Source organism: Azohydromonas aeria (assembly GCF_009760915.1).
Classification (GTDB): Bacteria; Pseudomonadota; Gammaproteobacteria; order Burkholderiales; family Burkholderiaceae_C; genus Azohydromonas; species Azohydromonas aeria.
In genome coordinates, this window is the sequence record NZ_VIDQ01000011.1 from 118,505 (window position 1) to 133,264 (window position 14,760).

General features: G+C 71.7%; 11 protein-coding genes and 1 pseudogene. 5 read left to right on the plus strand and 7 right to left on the minus strand.

The genetic code is table 11. The features are described 5' to 3' along the window. Window positions 1–11 precede the first annotated feature (11 nt). The 5 genes from FJ694_RS09275 to FJ694_RS09295 all read right to left on the minus strand — a co-directional run bounded on the left by FJ694_RS09275 (window position 12) and on the right by FJ694_RS09295 (window position 9,816). The gene (locus FJ694_RS09275; RefSeq protein WP_157266294.1) at window positions 12–1,325 is read right to left on the minus strand and encodes a BaiN/RdsA family NAD(P)/FAD-dependent oxidoreductase; all 1,314 of its coding nucleotides are present in this window, start codon (window positions 1,323–1,325) and stop codon (window positions 12–14) included. Window positions 1,326–1,409: 84 nt separating this feature from the next. After that, window positions 1,410–3,059: an isovaleryl-CoA dehydrogenase gene (locus FJ694_RS09280; protein ID WP_157266295.1), complete on the minus strand. Its 1,650-nt coding sequence runs from the start codon at window positions 3,057–3,059 to the stop codon at window positions 1,410–1,412. 88 nt (window positions 3,060–3,147) lie between these two features. Then, window positions 3,148–7,383, minus strand: a complete 4,236-nt coding sequence (locus tag FJ694_RS09285) for a beta strand repeat-containing protein (protein ID WP_157266296.1) — start codon at window positions 7,381–7,383, stop codon at window positions 3,148–3,150. Between the two features lie 245 nt (window positions 7,384–7,628). Beyond that, the gene (locus FJ694_RS09290; RefSeq protein WP_232539968.1) at window positions 7,629–8,123 is read right to left on the minus strand and encodes a PaaI family thioesterase; all 495 of its coding nucleotides are present in this window, start codon (window positions 8,121–8,123) and stop codon (window positions 7,629–7,631) included. Window positions 8,124–8,166: 43 nt separating this feature from the next. Further along, entirely contained in the window at window positions 8,167–9,816 is a 1,650-nt protein-coding gene (locus FJ694_RS09295) for a 3-(methylthio)propionyl-CoA ligase (protein WP_310735041.1), read from the minus strand. A 261-nt stretch (window positions 9,817–10,077) separates the two neighbouring features. Here FJ694_RS09295 and msrB point away from each other — a divergent pair, with 261 nt between their 5' ends. From msrB to FJ694_RS09315, 4 genes are all read left to right on the plus strand, one after another. Further along, the gene (gene msrB / locus FJ694_RS09300) at window positions 10,078–10,533 is read left to right on the plus strand and encodes a peptide-methionine (R)-S-oxide reductase MsrB (protein WP_157266297.1); all 456 of its coding nucleotides are present in this window, start codon (window positions 10,078–10,080) and stop codon (window positions 10,531–10,533) included. After that, entirely contained in the window at window positions 10,530–11,189 is a 660-nt protein-coding gene (locus tag FJ694_RS09305) for a septation protein A (RefSeq protein WP_157266298.1), read from the plus strand. The genes msrB and FJ694_RS09305 overlap by 4 nt, the downstream gene beginning before the upstream one ends. A 1-nt stretch (window position 11,190) precedes the next feature. Further along, a complete protein-coding gene (locus tag FJ694_RS09310) occupies window positions 11,191–11,460 on the plus strand; it encodes a BolA family protein (protein ID WP_157266299.1) in 270 nt (89 codons plus the stop codon). 76 nt (window positions 11,461–11,536) lie between these two features. Further along, window positions 11,537–12,352 carry a peptidylprolyl isomerase gene (locus FJ694_RS09315; RefSeq protein WP_157266300.1) on the plus strand — a complete coding sequence of 272 codons (816 nt, stop codon included), beginning with the start codon at window positions 11,537–11,539 and terminating at the stop codon, window positions 12,350–12,352. A gap of 74 nt (window positions 12,353–12,426) precedes the next feature. On the opposite strand, the gene FJ694_RS09320 is transcribed toward FJ694_RS09315, so the two are convergent. Further along, on the minus strand, window positions 12,427–13,098 hold the full coding sequence (locus FJ694_RS09320) for an ABC transporter ATP-binding protein (protein WP_157266301.1): 672 nt from the start codon (window positions 13,096–13,098) through the stop codon (window positions 12,427–12,429). Between FJ694_RS09320 and FJ694_RS09325 the strand changes: the two genes are divergently transcribed. Beyond that, window positions 13,097–13,768, plus strand: coding sequence for an arylesterase (locus tag FJ694_RS09325; RefSeq protein ID WP_157266302.1), 672 nt, complete (start codon window positions 13,097–13,099; stop codon window positions 13,766–13,768). The two genes, FJ694_RS09320 and FJ694_RS09325, sit on opposite strands and share 2 nt — an antisense overlap. A gap of 42 nt (window positions 13,769–13,810) precedes the next feature. Here the strand turns inward: FJ694_RS09325 and FJ694_RS36650 are convergent. Then, window positions 13,811–14,760, minus strand: a pseudogene (locus FJ694_RS36650) (hypothetical protein); the annotation flags it as partial.

The window sequence follows — 14,760 nt, forward strand, 5'->3', positions numbered from 1 at the left end:
GGCTGCGGCGCTCAGCCGCCGCTGCCCAGGGCCCGGATCACCCCATCGGCCGCCGCCACCCCGCTGGCGAAGCTGGCGGTGAGCAGGTAGCCGCCGGTGGGCGCCTCCCAGTCCAGCATCTCGCCGGCGCACCACACGCCGGGCAGCGCGCGCAGGGCGAGCGTGGCCGGGTCCAGCGCCTCGAAGCGCACGCCGCCGGCGGTGCTGATGGCTTCGGCCACCGGGCGCGGGCGCAGCAGCGGCAGCGGCAGCGCCTTGATCGCCGCGGCCAGCGGCGCCGGGTCGGCGCCGTGCGCAAAAACTTCCTTCGGCAGCAGCTCGTGCAGCAGCGCAGCCTTGACGCCGTCCAGGTTGAGCCGGCTTTTCAGGTGCGTGGACAGCGAGCGCGCGCCACGCGGGCGCGCCACCTCGGCGGCGACGAACTCGGCGCCACGGTCCGGCAGCAGGTCCAGCGTCGGCACGGCGTGGCCCTGGCGGTTGATCGTCTCGCGCAGCGCGGCGGAGGCGGCGTAGACCAGGCTGCCCTCGATGCCCGTCTCGGTCAGCACGCACTCGCCGCGCTGCTCGAACCGCACCGCGCCGTCCTCGCCCACGAGGCGCAGCGCCACGGTCTTCAGCGGCGCGCCGGCGAAGCGGCCGCGCAGGAACTCGCTCCAGCCCGCCTGGAGGCTGCCGTCGGCGCCGGGACGCGCAGCGTCGAAGCCGCAGTTGGACGCCTGCAGCGGGGCGATCTCCACGCCGCGCTGCGCCAGCAGCGGCACCCAGGCGCCGTCGGAGCCCAGCCGCGGCCAGCTCGCGCCGCCCAGCGCCAGCACCACGGCGCGCGCCGCCACGGTGCTTTCGCCCTGCGGGGACTCGAAGCGCAGCGCCGGCGGCGCGCCCGCGCTGGCCGGTGCAGCGTCCGCCCAGCCGACCCAGCGGTGCCGCATGTGGAACGTGACGCCCAGGCCGCGCAGCCGCTGCAGCCAGGCGCGCAGCAGCGGCGCGGACTTCATGTCCGTGGGAAAGACGCGGCCGGAGGTGCCGACGAAGGTGTCGATGCCCAGCTCGGCGGACCAGCGCCGCAGCGCGTCGGCGTCGAAGGCGCGCAGCAGCGGCTCGATCTCGGCGCGGCGCTCGCCGTAGCGGGCGACGAAGCGCTCGAAGGGTTCCGAGTGCGTCAGGTTCAGGCCGCCCTTGCCGGCCAGCAGGAACTTGCGGCCGACGGAGGGCATGGCATCGAACACGTGCACGCGCAGCCCGGCCTGGGCCAGGCGCTCGGCCGCGATCAGCCCGGCGGGACCGGCGCCGACGATGGCGACCGAAGTGTCAGGGGGGGTATTCATGAGGCGGCGCAGTGTGCCACCGCGGGACCCGTGGCCGCCGGATTCGCCAGGCTCAACCGTGACGGCCTGCCCGGCCGTCAACTTTCAAGGCCGCGCCCGCTCCAGCAGCAACTCCACGTCGCAGCCCGGCGGCAGCAGCCCGAACACGTCGGAAGCCGCGTCGAGGCGCGCGGCGCAGAAGGCGGCGAAAACGCCTTCTGGCGCCTGCCGCCGCAGCAGCGCCGCCTGCAGCAGCAGCGCCACGTCGCGCGCCAGGCGCCGCGCCTGGCCCTCGTCGGCCGCGGCGCCAAGCCGGTCCGGCAGGGCAGCCGCCATCGCCTCGGCGCCGCGGTGCGCGCCGCGCAGCGGCTCCAGCTCCACGCGCAGCATCTCGGCCACGCCCGGCGTGCGCAGCGCGCGCAGCAGGTCCAGCGCCATGACGTTGCCGGCGCCCTCCCAGATGGAATTGAGCGGCATCTCCCGGTACAGGCGCGCCATGACGCCGTGGCCGTCGTCCTCGACGTAGCCGTTGCCGCCCAGGCACTCCATCGCCTCCTGCCCGAAATGGCTGCCGCGCTTGCAGACCCAGAATTTCGCGATCGGCGTGAGCAGCCGCCGCAGCGCCGCCGCGTGCGCATCCGGCGCGTGCTCGCCGGCGTCCCCCGCCGCGGCCAGGCGCATCACCAGCGCCGTGGCGCCCTCCACTTCCAGCGCCAGGTCGGCCAGCACGTTGCGCATCAGCGGCTGGTCGATCAGCAGCCGGCCGAAGGCGCGGCGCTGGGCCACGTGGTGCAGCGCCAGCGCCAGCGCCTGGCGCATCAGCCCGGCGCTGCCCAGCGCGCAGTCCAGCCGCGTGAGCGAGCCCATCTCCAGGATCTGCTGGATGCCGCGCCCCTCCTCGCCCACCAGCCAGCCGAAGGCGCCGTCGAACTCGACCTCGGACGAGGCATTGGCGTGGTTGCCCAGCTTGTCCTTCAGGCGCTGGATGCGCAGCCCGTTGCGCGTGGCGTCCGGCAGCAGGCGCGGCATGAAGAAGCAGGTCGGGCCGGCGCCGGTCTGCGCCAGCACCAAGTGCGCGTCGCTCATCGGCGCGGAAAAGAACCACTTGTGGCCGGTGAGCCGGTAGCAGCGTCCCCAGGCCGTGTCCTGGTCGAACTCGGCGCGGCTGGTGTTGGCGCGCAAATCCGAGCCGCCCTGCTTCTCGGTCATGCCCATGCCCATGGTCAGCCCGGCCTTGCGCGGGCCCGGCAGCGGGCGCGGGTCGTAGGCCGGCGCGCACAGGCCGGGGCCGAATGTCTCGAACACGGCCGGGTTGCCGCGCAGCGCGGGCGTCGCGGCATAGCTCATGGAAACCGGGCACATCGTGGCCGCCTCCAGCCCGTTGAAGAGCAGGAAGCCGGCCGCGCGCAGCAGGTGCGCGCCGGGGCCGCGCGCCCAGGGCGCGGCCTGCAGCCCGTGGCTCGCGGCGCTGTGCATCAGCGCGTGGTAGGCCGGGTGAAACTCGACTTCGTCGATGCGCCGCCCGGCGCCGTCGAAGGAGCGCAGCCGGGGCGGGAACCGGTGCGCCAGCCGCGCCTGGGTGAGCATCGCGCCGCTGCCGACCTCGCGGCCCAGCGCGTGCAGCGGCGCCAGGTCCAGCCCCGGCGCCAGCGCGCGCAGCGCCTCCTGCAGCGGCCGGTGCCCGGCAAAGGCATCCACGTCGGCGAGCTCGCTGCTCTGGTTGAAGACCTCGTGGGTGGGCTGCTGCTGCGCCATGGCCGGCCTTTCCGCGGGCGGGGCCCGTCCTGTCCGGACATGCTAGGCCAGCGGACCCGGCCGTGTGGCCGAATCCGCGTGCCGGGGCTTACAGGTAGAAGTTGCTGGTGGTCAGCGCGTGCACCCCGATGAGCTTGATGCTCATGTCGGCCACCCGGTCGCCATTCACGTCGGCCTGGACGTAGGTATCCGTGGCCGTGGCCGTGTAGCGCAGCTCCCCGGCCGAGCCCGAGAAGGCGCTCGTGCCCACGAACTGGAACGACGAATTGCTCGACGTGTCCGTGGTGCTGGCGTCGATAGCCGAGAGGTCGAGGCGGTCCACCGAATACCCGGACGACACGAAGTTGCGGATCGTGTCCATGGCCGAGGCGGCGGAATCGGACGGCTGGTTGAAGACGAAGACATCGGCGTAGGAATCGATGCCGCCGTCCAGCGTGTCGGCGCCACCGCCGCCGGTGAGGGTGTCGGCCCGCAGCGAGCTGCCCGTGAGGCTGTCGGCGTAGCTCGACCCGATGGCGGCCTCGATGCTGATGAGCTGGTCGGTGCCGGCGCCCCCGCTGGCCGTGCCGGCCTGCAGGTTCACCGACACCGCGCCCGCCGCGCCGCTGTAGTCCACCGTGTCGGCATAGCCGTAGCTGAAGTTGCCGCCGTTGAGCACGTCGTTGCCGGCGCCGCCCACCAGCGTGTCGCCGCCATAGCCACCCACCAGCGTGTCGTTGCCGGCGCCGCCGTCGAGCCATTGCCCCGTGGAGCTGCTCTTCGTGCCGACCCAGGCAATGTTGTCCGCGCCGGAGGTGCCCACGATGCGCTCGATCGAAACCAGCGTGTCCGAGCCTTCCGTGGCGGTGGTGACCACGCCGGTGCTCAGGTCCACGCTGATGGCGGCGGCCAGGTGGGCATAGGACACGGTGTCCGTGCCGTAGCCGCCGTCGAGCAGGTCGTTGCCCGCGCCGCCGGCGAGCGTGTCTTCACCGGAGCCGCCATAGAGCGAGTCGTTGCCGCCCGCGCCGCTCATCAGGTTGGCGCCGCTGTCGCCCGTCACCGTGTCGGCGAAATCCGAGCCCAGGAAGTTCTCGAAGTCCGAGGTGGCGTCGCCGTCGATCAGGTCGGAGTACGTGCTGTTGAGCGTGCCCTTCACGCCGCTGGCGTGGCCGGCATAGCTCAGCAGGTCGATGCCCTCGCCGCCGGACAGCGTGTCGGCCTCGGTGCCCGTGCCGCCGTTGAGGGTGTCGTTGCCCGCGCCGCCGGTGAGGCGGTTGCGCACCGCGCCGCCGGTGATGTTGTAGAGCGCGCCGCCGGCCATGACGGCCGTCTCGATCTCGCCCAGGCTGCGCGTGACGGTGCCGGCGGCGATGTCGAAGTAGACCGTGTCCGCCCCGCCCGCGGCCGCTTCCACCAGCACGTCCGACGCCGAATCGACGTAGTACACGTCGTCGCCCAGCCCGCCGGAGAGGCTGTCGGTGCCGGCGCCGCCGTGGAGCGTGTCGTTGCCGTCGCCGCCGGCCAGGGTGTCGTTGCCCGCGCCGCCGACGAACCACTCGTTGGCTGCGCTGCCGGCCATGGAGTCGGCATGACCCGTGCCGATGACCTTCTCGATGCCGCTGATGGTGTCGTTGTCGGTGTTGGACGTGCCCACCGTGGCGCGGCCCGTGACCAGCGACACCGAGACCGCGGCGCCGGAGCGGGAATAGTCGGCCACGTCCAGCGCGCCGGCGCCGCCGATCAGCTGGTCGTTGCCCAGGCCGCCGATGAGCGTGTCGTTGCCGGCGCCGCCGTCGAGCGTGTCGTTGCCGGCGCCGCCGTCGAAGCGGTTGTTCACGCCGGAGCTGGTGGTGTCCGTGATGCGGTCGCCGAAGGCCGAGCCGGTGATGCCCTCGATGTCGCTGTAGTTCAGGTAGTCGGTGCCCTCGCCGCCGTTGGCCGAGGTGGCCGTGCCGAAATAGCCGACGCCGGAGATGTAGCTGGAGCTCAGCGACACCGTCATGGCGGCCGTGGCGGCGGAATAGTCGACCGTGTCGAGCCCGCCGCCGCCGTGGATGGTCTCGTTGCCGCCATTGCCGCGGAAGACGTTGTCGCCGGCGTCGCCCTTGAGCAGGTCGCCGAAGGCGCTGCCCCAGGCGCCCTCGATGCCAACGAGCTGGTCGGCCTTGCCGGTGGCCGTGGCGCTGCCCTGGGACAGGTCCACCGTCACGGCCAGGGCCGAGGCGGCATAGCTGGCAATGTCCTGGCCATAGCCGCCCACCAGCGTGTCGTTGCCGCCCAGGCCGCTGAGCACGTTGTTAGCCAGGTTGCCCTCGATGCGGTTGGACAGCGCGTTGCCGGTGGCGTCGATGCTGTTCGAGCCCAGCAGCACCAGGTTCTCGACGTTGGCCAGCGCCGTGCTGTTCAGGGAGTACGAGAAGGTGACTTCGACCGTGTCGGTGCCCTGGCCGGCCAGTTCCACGACGGTCTTGCCGGCGCTTTCGATGTGGTAGGTGTCGTTGCCCAGGCCGCCGGCCAGGGTGTCGTTGCCGGCGCCGCCGTCGAGCGTGTCGTTGCCGGCGCCGCCGACGAGGCTGTCGTTGGACACCAGGGCGCCGACGCTGACCTGCTGGCTGGTGGCGATGTAGCTGGACGCCCCGTCGTTGAGCACGAGCCGGGTCTCGATGGTGTCGGCCCCGGTGGTGCTCAGGCCATTGACGGTGACGGAGTAGCGCAGGCCAAAGGGCGTGTCGGTGAGCTGCGCCGGCTTGAGCGTGGTGAACAGCACGCCGTTCTTGTAGATCTCCAGTTGCTGGATGTCGGCGACCTTGACCTGCGAGGCCAGCAGGTTCGCCGTCAGGCTGCCGGGCGTCTTCACGTCGATGGCGCTGCCGTTGGCCAGGCCGTCGTCGAGCAGGTCCAGCACGTTGAGATAGCCGCCCGAGCCGGCCTCGATGCCCACGGAGCGGATGGTGGCGTTGATGCCGGCCTTGTCGCGCAGCGTGCCGAGCTGCGCGGCGTAGCTGTCGGTGGGCTGGCCGTCGGAGACGAAGAACACGAAGTTGCTGCCCGACGGCGAGCCGTTGAAGAACTCGATGGCCTTGCCCAGGCCGGTGCCGTAGTTGGTGCTCCCGGCGTCGTCGAGCGTGTAGGCCGCGTCGATGACGTCGGCCACGCCGTTGCCATTGGCGTCACTGGTGGGCGTGCCGATGGCGAGGATCTCGGCCGTCGAGCTGAAGGGAATCAGCCCGATGCGCACCATGTCGCCGAGGCCGGCGGCCTTGATCGAGTTGACCAGCGCGTTGAAGGAAGCGATGGCGGCATCGACCTTCTCGTTGGCCGTGCCGTCGCCGTTGACGTCGCCGATGCTGGAGCCCGTGAACCGGCTGGACATGCTGCCGGAGATGTCGATCACGAAAGCGAGGTTGAACTTCTCGGCCCCGAAGGCGGCGTTGTTGACGTAGCCGGTGACGGTGGTGGAGGTGGTGGTGGAGACCTCGGGCATGGTCATCGACACCGTGACCGGCAGTGCGGCATTGCTGGGCGACACGCCGCTGGCGCTGGTGGTCACGGCGCTGGCGCCGGCGTCGCCGATGAGCAGGTCGTTGCCGTTGCCGCCGTCGAGCGTGTCGTTGCCGTTGCCACCGGACAGCGTGTCGTTGCCGTCCAGGCCGCTGAGGCGGTCGGCGCCGCGGTTGCCGGTGATCGTGTTGTCCAGGGCGTTGCCGGTACCCGTGGCGTTGGCGATGGCGGTGAAGACGAGGTTCTCCACCTGGGCACCCAGGGTGTAGCTGGCCAGGCTGGTGCGCACGCTGTCCGTGCCGCCGCCGGCGACCTCGACGACGCGGTCCGCAGCGCTGTCGACGACGTAGCTGTCGTTGCCGCTGCCGCCCTGGAGGGAGTCGTCGCCCGTGCCGCCGTCGAGGGTGTCGTTGCCGTAGGAGCCGAAAAGGGTGTCGTTGCCGCCGCCGCCCTCCAGGCGGTCGTTGCCGGCCCAGCCGTAGAGGCGGTCCGCGCCGGCAGAGCCGACCACGAGGTCGTGGCCCGCGCCGAAGACGGCGCCGAGGTCGGCGTCAGCCACCGCTGCCTGGAAGTCGGCATAGCGCAGCGACAGGCCCGTGACCGAGAACTCGGGCGTGGCCGTGGCCGCGCCGGCGGCAAAGGTCGAGTACGTCAGCCCTGTGACGGTGCCGCCCACCGGGGTGGTGCCCGACAGCGTGAAGCTGCCCGCCAGCACGAGCACGCCGCTGCCCAGGCGCAGCGTCACGGCCGTGGCGGTGGCGGTCACCGCGGCGTCGGTCCAGTCGCCGAGCTGGAACTGACGCCCGATGTCGAACGCACGGGAATAACTGATCTTTGCCACGATGGGTCGTCCCTCTCTCAAAATTCAAAACCATTGTTTTTCTGGCCGCGACTGGTCGGCCGCCGGTCCGAAACCGGCGGCAGTGCAAGGCAGGCATCAGCTTGAGCGGCGACGAGGCGGATCCTCGGAACCCTGTCCTTTGCCGCGCGGCCCGTCTCAGGAGCGCATTGGCGGCGCCTCGGCGCCGACCCGCTTACCTCCCGAAACTACTTCGGACGATAGCAGCTGAAATTGAGCGCTACCGGTCACTCCGGTGCCGGCCCGCGCAAGGTTTTCAATTGCCGCCCTGCCGGCAGCAGGCGCATGTACTTGAAGGTGGCGGTGGCATGGGCGCAGCGCCGGCCCTGGGCGTCGAAGACACTGCCCTCGCAGAAGGCCATGGTCGCGGTGCGGTGCAGCACCTGCGCCACGGCGCGCAGCCGGCCCTCGCCGGCGCGCATGAAGCTGGTCTTCATCTCGATCGTGACCACGCCCGGCACGTTCGCCGCCTCGCGCGGGTCGGTGCCCGGCGCCACGCCGTGGCTGCGCGCGGCATGGGCCATGGCCACGTCCAGCATCGTCATCACCACGCCGCCGTGCGCCACGGCAAAGGAATTCAGGTGCGCGTGCGCCAGGTCGAGCTGGATTTCCGCTTCCCCGCCGCCGAAGGCGTGCAACTCCAGGCCGAGCTCCTCGACGAAGGGGATGTGGATGGGGAAAGGCAGCGGGGCAGGCATTTCGGGTGCGGGGGTGTCACTCATGGCCCGGGATTGGACACCAGCCGCAACCAGCTCCCGGCCGTGCTCAGCCGCCCTGCCTCACCAGCCAATCCTTGTACTTGGCCCGCAGCGTCAGCTTGCTCAGCTTCCCCGTCGCCGTGTGCGGCAATTCCTCGACGAACACCACGTCGTCGGGCGTCTGCCAGTGCGCGATGCGGCCCTTGTAGAAGCTCAGCAGCTCCTCGCGCGTGACGGTCGCCCCGGGCTTCAGTTGGGCCAGCAGCAGCGGGCGCTCGTCCCAGGTCGGGTGCGTGGCGGCGATCACGGCGGCTTCCTGCACGGCCGGGTGCGACATGGCGATGCACTCCAGCTCGATCGAGCTGATCCACTCGCCGCCGCTCTTCACCACGTCCTTGCTGCGGTCGGTGATCTGCATGAAGCCGTCGCCGTCCATGGTCGCCACGTCACCGGTGGGGAACCACTCGCCGTGTTCCTTGACTTCCACCAGCGGCGAGGCGTCCTCGTTCCAGTAGCGCTCGATCACCCACGGCCCGCGCGCCACCAGGTGGCCGGCGTGCTCGCCGTCCCAGGGCAACACCTCGTGCGCGTCGTTGATCACCTCGATATCCACGCCGTAAATCGGCTTGCCCTGCTTCTCCAGCAGCTTGTGGCGCTCGCCGGGCGAGAGCGCCGCGTGCTTGGGCTGCAGCCGCGCGAGCGTGCCCAGCGGCGACATCTCCGTCATGCCCCAGGCGTGGATGACGTGCACGCCGTACTCCTCCAGCGCGCGCATCAGCGAGGGCGGGCAGGCCGAGCCGCCGATGACGGTGCGGCGGAAGGTCGAGAACTCCAGCCCGTGGCTGCGCACATGCTCCATCAGCCCCAGCCACAGCGTGGGCACGCCGGCGCTGAAGGTGACCTTCTCGGCCTCGAACAGTTCATACAGCGAGGCGCCGTCGAGCCTGGGTCCGGGCAGCACCAGCTTGCAGCCCACCAGCGCCGCGGTGTAGGGCAGGCCCCAGGCGTTGACGTGGAACATCGGCACCACCGGCAGCACCACGTCCGAGGCCGAGCAGGCCATGGCGTCGGGCAGCGCCGCGGCGTAGGCGTGCAGCACCGTGGAGCGGTGACTGTAGAGCGCGCCCTTCGGATTGCCCGTGGTGCCCGAGCTGTAGCACAGGCTCGACGCGCACTGCTCGTCGAAGCTCGGCCAGGCGTAGTGCCCGTCCTCGGCGGCGAGCAGCTCCTCGTAGCACAGCAGCTTCGGCAGCCCGGTCTGCGCCGGCATGTGGGCGCGGTCGGTCATCAGCACGAAGTGCTCGACGCCCTTCAATTCCGGCGCCAGCTTCTCGACCAGCGGCAGCAGGTTCAGGTCGAAACACAGCACCTTGTCGGCGGCATCGGCCACGATCCAGGCGATCTGCTGCGGGAACAGCCGCGGGTTGATGGTGTGGCACACCAGCTGCGAGCCGGAGCTGCCGTAGTAGATCTCCAGGTGCCGGTCGGTGTTCCAGGCCAGCGTGCCGACGCGGTCGCCCGGCCCGCAGCCCAGCCGCGCCAGCGCCTGCGCCAGGCGCCGCGCGCGCTGCTCCACGGTGGCCCAGCTGCTGCGGTGGATCTGGCCCTCGACGCGGCGGCTGACGATCTCGGTGTCGCCGGCGTGGCGCGAGGCGTGCGTGAGCAGCGAGGAGATCAGCAGCGGCATCTGCATCATCCGGCCGTACAGGGTGCTCATGGGACGTCTCCGTGGTGTCGTGTTGCGTGGACTGAATGCGCCGCGGCCAGTGTCCCGGGCCGATCACCCCGGCGGCAGCCGGTTAACCCCTGATGCAGGGCGTTGCACAGAGCGCCTGACTACACTCCATGCGGGCGGCGCGCCCGGGCTTGACCCGGGCGGCCCTGCCGCACCGGCGTACCGGTGGGGCCGGCGCGAGCCGCTATCCTGCGCCCCTTGACGGTCGCCGCCTTCCTCGAGCGGCCGGCGGAGAACCCCCTGATGAAGCACGACCCGCATCCGCACGACGACCCGCGCTACCCGGTGCGGCACAGCGACGCCGAGTGGCGCGCCAGGCTCGACCCGATGCAGTACCAGGTGGCGCGCCACGCCGCCACGGAGCGGCCCTTCACGGGCAAGTACTGGGACCACGCCGAGGACGGCATCTACCGCTGCATCGGCTGCGGCGCGCCGCTGTTCGACGCGCGCACCAAGTTCGATGCCGGCTGCGGCTGGCCCAGCTACTTCGAGCCCATCGAGGGCGAGGTCGTCGAGCGCGTCGAGGACCGCAGCCACGGCATGGTGCGCGTGGAAGTGCGCTGCCGGCGCTGCGGCACGCACCTGGGCCACGTCTTCCCCGACGGCCCCGCGCCCACGGGCGAGCGCTACTGCATCAACTCCGCCGCGATCGACTTCGAGCCGCGCCACGACACCCCGGACGGCCAAGGCCAAGCATGAAGCTGCTGCTCGATTTCCTGCCCATCCTGCTGTTCTTCGGCACCTTCAAGTACGCCGGCGCGCACGCGCAGCAATCGGCCGACTTCGCCACCGAGCACTTCGGCTTCCTGGTCTCCGGCGGCGTGGTCGGCGCGGCCGAGGCGCCGGTGCTGCTGGCCACCATCGTGGTCATCATCGCCACGCTGGCGCAGGTGGCCTGGATCGTGGCGCGCGGGCGCAAGGTGGACACGATGCTGTGGGTCAGCCTGGCGCTGGTGGTGGTGCTTGGCGGCGCCACGATCTGGTTCCACAGCGAGACCTTCATCAAGTGGAAGCCCAGCGTGCTGTACTGGGTCATGGGCACGAGCCTGTGGCTGTCGCACGTGCTGCTGCGCAAGAACCTGCTGCGCCTGCTGCTGGGCGAGCAGCTGCAGCTACCCGATGCCGTGTGGCAGCGCCTCAACGGCATGTGGGTCGCCTTCTTCGGCGTGATGGGCCTGCTCAACATCTGGGTTGCCTACACCTTCTCCACCGATGCCTGGGTCAACTTCAAGCTCTTCGGCGGCATCGGGCTGATGCTGCTGTTCACGCTGGCCCAGGGCCTCTACCTCAGCCGCTACCTGCCCGACGAGTCCGCCGCGGCATCCAAGGACAAGGCACGCCCCGGAGCCCAGTGACATGGCCGTGAACGCAAACGACATCGAGGCCGCGCTGCGGCAGGCGCTGGCGCCCCAGCATCTTGAAGTGATCGACGACAGCAGCAAGCACGCCGGCCATGCCGGCGCCGGCGAAGGCAGCCACTGGACGGTGCGCATCACCAGCGAGCGCTTCGCCGGGCTGGGCGCCGTGGCGCGGCATCGCCTTGTGTATCATGCCCTCGCCTCGCTCATGCCCGCGGGCATCCATGCCCTGGCGATCCAGGCGCGCAGCCCCGGCGAAGCTGACTGACTTTTCTCAAAGACCACCACTCTTCCATTCGCGGCCGGTTGGAGACCAATCCCGGCGCGCTCCCAGAAAGGATCCCATGAAGCTCAAGTCCTCCGCGCTGCGCGTGGCGCTGCTGTCCGCGTCGCTGGCGCTGCTCAGCCCGATGGTTGCGCAGGCACAGAACGTGGCCATCGTCAACGGCAAGGCCGTGCCCAAGGCGCGCGTGGACACGCTCATGCAGCAGGCCATGCGCAGCGGCCAGGCGCAGAACACGCCGGACCTGGAGCAGCGCGTGAAGGAAGAGGTGGTGCTGCGCGAGATCTTCATGCAGGAAGCCGAGAAGCGCGGCCTCAACGCCTCGCCCGAGTTCCGCAACCAGATGGAGCTCGCCCGCCAGACCGTGCTCATCCGCGAGCTCTTCGCCGACTTCCAGAAGAAGAACCCGGTGACCGACGCCGAGGCCAAGGCCGAGTACGACAAGTTCAAGGCTCAGTCCAGCGGCACCGAGTTCCGCGCGCGCCACATCCTGGTCGAGAAGGAAGAGGAGGCCAAGGCCGCCATCGCCCAGCTCAAGGCCGGCGCCAAGTTCGAGGACCTGGCCAAGAAGATGTCCAAGGACCCCGGCTCGGCCGAGAACGGCGGCGACCTCGACTTCGCCAAGCCCGATGCCTACGTGCCCGAGTTCGGCCAGGCCATGGCCAAGCTCAAGAAGGGCGAGATCACCGAGACGCCGGTCAAGACGCAGTTCGGCTATCACGTCATCAAGCTCGAAGACACGCGCGAGGCCAGCTTCCCGGCCTTCGACGAGGTCAAGCCGCAGATCCAGCAGAGCCTGCAGCAGAAGAAGCTGCAGGACTTCCAGCAGTCGCTGCGCGCCAAGGCCAAGACCGACTTCAAGTTCACCGAGCAGTGATGCCCGCCAGGCCGCTTCGGGCGGCTTGAGAACGACGACGAAGGCGCCCCGCGGGGCGCCTTTTCTTCTTCACGTCAGCTCACCAGCCGCCCCGCCTGGATCTCCAGCTGGCGCTCGCAGCGCGAGGCCACCTGCGCGTCGTGCGTGACCAGCAGCAGCGTGGTGCCGGCCTCCTGGTTGAGCTCGAACATCAGCGCCATCACCGTCTCGCCGGTGGCGTGGTCCAGGCTGCCGGTGGGCTCGTCGGCCAGCAGCAGCGCCGGGCGCAGCACGAAGGCACGCGCCAGCGCCACGCGCTGCTGCTCGCCGCCGGAGAGCACGCGCGGATAGTGGCCCAGCCGCTCGCCCAGGCCCACGCGCCGCAGCATGCGCACGGCCTCCTCGCGCGCGTCCTCGCGGCCCAGCAGCTCCAGCGGCAGCATCACGTTCTCCAGCGCCGTGAGGTTGGACAGCAGCTGGAAGTTCTGGAACACGAAGCCCAGCTGGCGCGCGCGCACCGCGGCACGCGCGTCCTCGTCGAGCGCGAACAGGTCCTCCCCGGCGATCCTCACCGTGCCCTGCGTGGGCGTGTCCAGGCCCGCGATGATCGACAGCAGCGTGCTCTTGCCCGAGCCCGAGGCGCCGACGATGGCGGCGGACTCCCGGGGCCGAAGCTGGAAATCGATGTCATGGAGAATCGTCAGATCGCCCGTGGCATCGCTCACGCGCTTGCTGATGTGCTGGACCTCGATGATCGGTGGCTTCATGAATCTCAATGGTGTGAAGGCGCGGCCCGACGCGGGCCGTCGCCGCTGGCTGGCCCACTGTAGCGCGCTGGCGCTGGCCCCGTGGCTGGCGGGGCCGGTGGTTGCGAAGGCACCGGCCGTGATCCTGGTCGTGGGCGACAGCCTCTCGGCCGAGTACGGCATCCGGCGCGGCAGCGGCTGGGTGGCGCTGCTGGAGCAGCGCCTGGAGCGCGAGAAGCTCGACGCGCGCGTCGTCAACGCCAGCATCAGCGGCGACACCACCGCCGGCGGGCGCTCGCGGCTGCCCGCGCTGCTCAAGCAGCACCGGCCCACGCACGTGATCCTGGAGCTCGGCGGCAACGACGCGCTGCGCGGCCAGCCGCTGTCGGCCACCGAGGCCAACCTCTCCGAGATGGCGCGCGCCGCGCGCGCCGCCGGCGCCCGGGTGCTGATCGCGGGCATGCAGCTGCCGCCCAACTACGGCCGCCGCTACGGCGAGGACTTCGCGCAGCTCTACGCGCGCGTGGCGAAGGAGCACGACGCGGCGCTGGTGCCCTTCTTCCTGCGCAACGTGGCCGACGTGGGCGACCCCACCGCGCTGTTCCAGGCCGACCGCATCCACCCGCGCGAGGAGGCGCAGCCGCTGCTGCTGGACAACGTCTGGCCGGTGCTCAGGCCGCTGCTGAAGTAAGGCCGCGGCGGACCGTGCCCGGGGCCCGGCCCGCCGGTGCCCTCACCGCTCGCGCGGGCCTCCGCCGGGCTGCCCGGCACCCGGCCCGCCCTGCCAGGCGCGGCCCGGCCCCGCACCACCGCCCTGGCCGCCCCCGCCCGGCGCCCCCGGCCCGGGCGCATGGAGGGCCGGCGGCGCCATCGGCATCTGCATCTGCGGCCGGGGCGGCGCGGCCGGGCTGGGCGGCTGCGGCATCGGCCGGGGCTGCGCCGGCATGGGCGGCGGCGCGATAACGCGCGGCGCGGCCGGCTCGACGGGCACCACCGGCGCCGGCACCACCACCGGCGCGCGCCGCTCCACGCGCGGCGCCTCGGGCGGCACCCGGTCGCCGGGGATGGTGGGCATAGGCGAGCGCGGGTTGTTGAAGTCGGGAGGCAGCGGCACGGCGCGCTGCGCGGGCGGGATCTGGTCGCGGCCGACACGCGGCAACGCTCCCGGCTCCTGACGCTCCACGCGCGGCGCCTCGGGAGGCACCCGGTCGCCGGGGATGGTGGGCATGGGCGAGCGCGGATTGTTGAAGTCCGGCGGCAGCGGCACGGCGCGCTGCGCGGGCGGGACCTGGTCGCGGCCGACACGCGGCGGCGCTCCCGGCTCCTGCGCCTGCAGGCCCGGCGCGCGCTGCAGCGGCGGCGACGGCCGCGCCGCGCCGGGCGGCTCGGCCACGACCACCCCGGGCGGCGCCGTCACCACGCCGCCGGGCGGCTGCGGCCGCTCGCGGACGCCTCCGGGCACCGCCACGGCGCCAGCCGGCTCGGAACGATCGGGCCGGTCAGGCCGGTCAGGCCGGTCGGGCCGGTCGGGTCGTTCCGGTCGGTCCGGCCTATCCGGCCGCTCGCGCACGACGCCAGGCAGCGTCGCCGCGCCGCGTCCCGGCGCCGGCACCGCCGTGCCCGGCGTCACCACGTTCGGATGCGTCACCACGGCGCCCGGCGCGGGCGGCGCCACCACGCCCG

What these genes read in the sequence shown, in the direction of transcription:
- FJ694_RS09275 (WP_157266294.1), bottom strand. Translation starts at nt 1,325, where the DNA reads ATGAATACCCCCCCTGACACTTCGGTCGCCATCGTCGGCGCCGGTCCC.
- FJ694_RS09280 (WP_157266295.1), bottom strand. Translation starts at nt 3,059, where the DNA reads ATGGCGCAGCAGCAGCCCACCCACGAGGTCTTCAACCAGAGCAGCGAG.
- FJ694_RS09290 (WP_232539968.1), bottom strand. Translation starts at nt 8,123, where the DNA reads ATGAGTGACACCCCCGCACCCGAAATGCCTGCCCCGCTGCCTTTCCCC.
- FJ694_RS09295 (WP_310735041.1), bottom strand. Translation starts at nt 9,816, where the DNA reads ATGAGCACCCTGTACGGCCGGATGATGCAGATGCCGCTGCTGATCTCC.
- msrB (WP_157266297.1), top strand. Translation starts at nt 10,078, where the DNA reads ATGAAGCACGACCCGCATCCGCACGACGACCCGCGCTACCCGGTGCGG.
- FJ694_RS09305 (WP_157266298.1), top strand. Translation starts at nt 10,530, where the DNA reads ATGAAGCTGCTGCTCGATTTCCTGCCCATCCTGCTGTTCTTCGGCACC.
- FJ694_RS09310 (WP_157266299.1), top strand. Translation starts at nt 11,191, where the DNA reads ATGGCCGTGAACGCAAACGACATCGAGGCCGCGCTGCGGCAGGCGCTG.
- FJ694_RS09315 (WP_157266300.1), top strand. Translation starts at nt 11,537, where the DNA reads ATGAAGCTCAAGTCCTCCGCGCTGCGCGTGGCGCTGCTGTCCGCGTCG.
- FJ694_RS09325 (WP_157266302.1), top strand. Translation starts at nt 13,097, where the DNA reads ATGAATCTCAATGGTGTGAAGGCGCGGCCCGACGCGGGCCGTCGCCGC.
- FJ694_RS09320 (WP_157266301.1), bottom strand. Translation starts at nt 13,098, where the DNA reads ATGAAGCCACCGATCATCGAGGTCCAGCACATCAGCAAGCGCGTGAGC.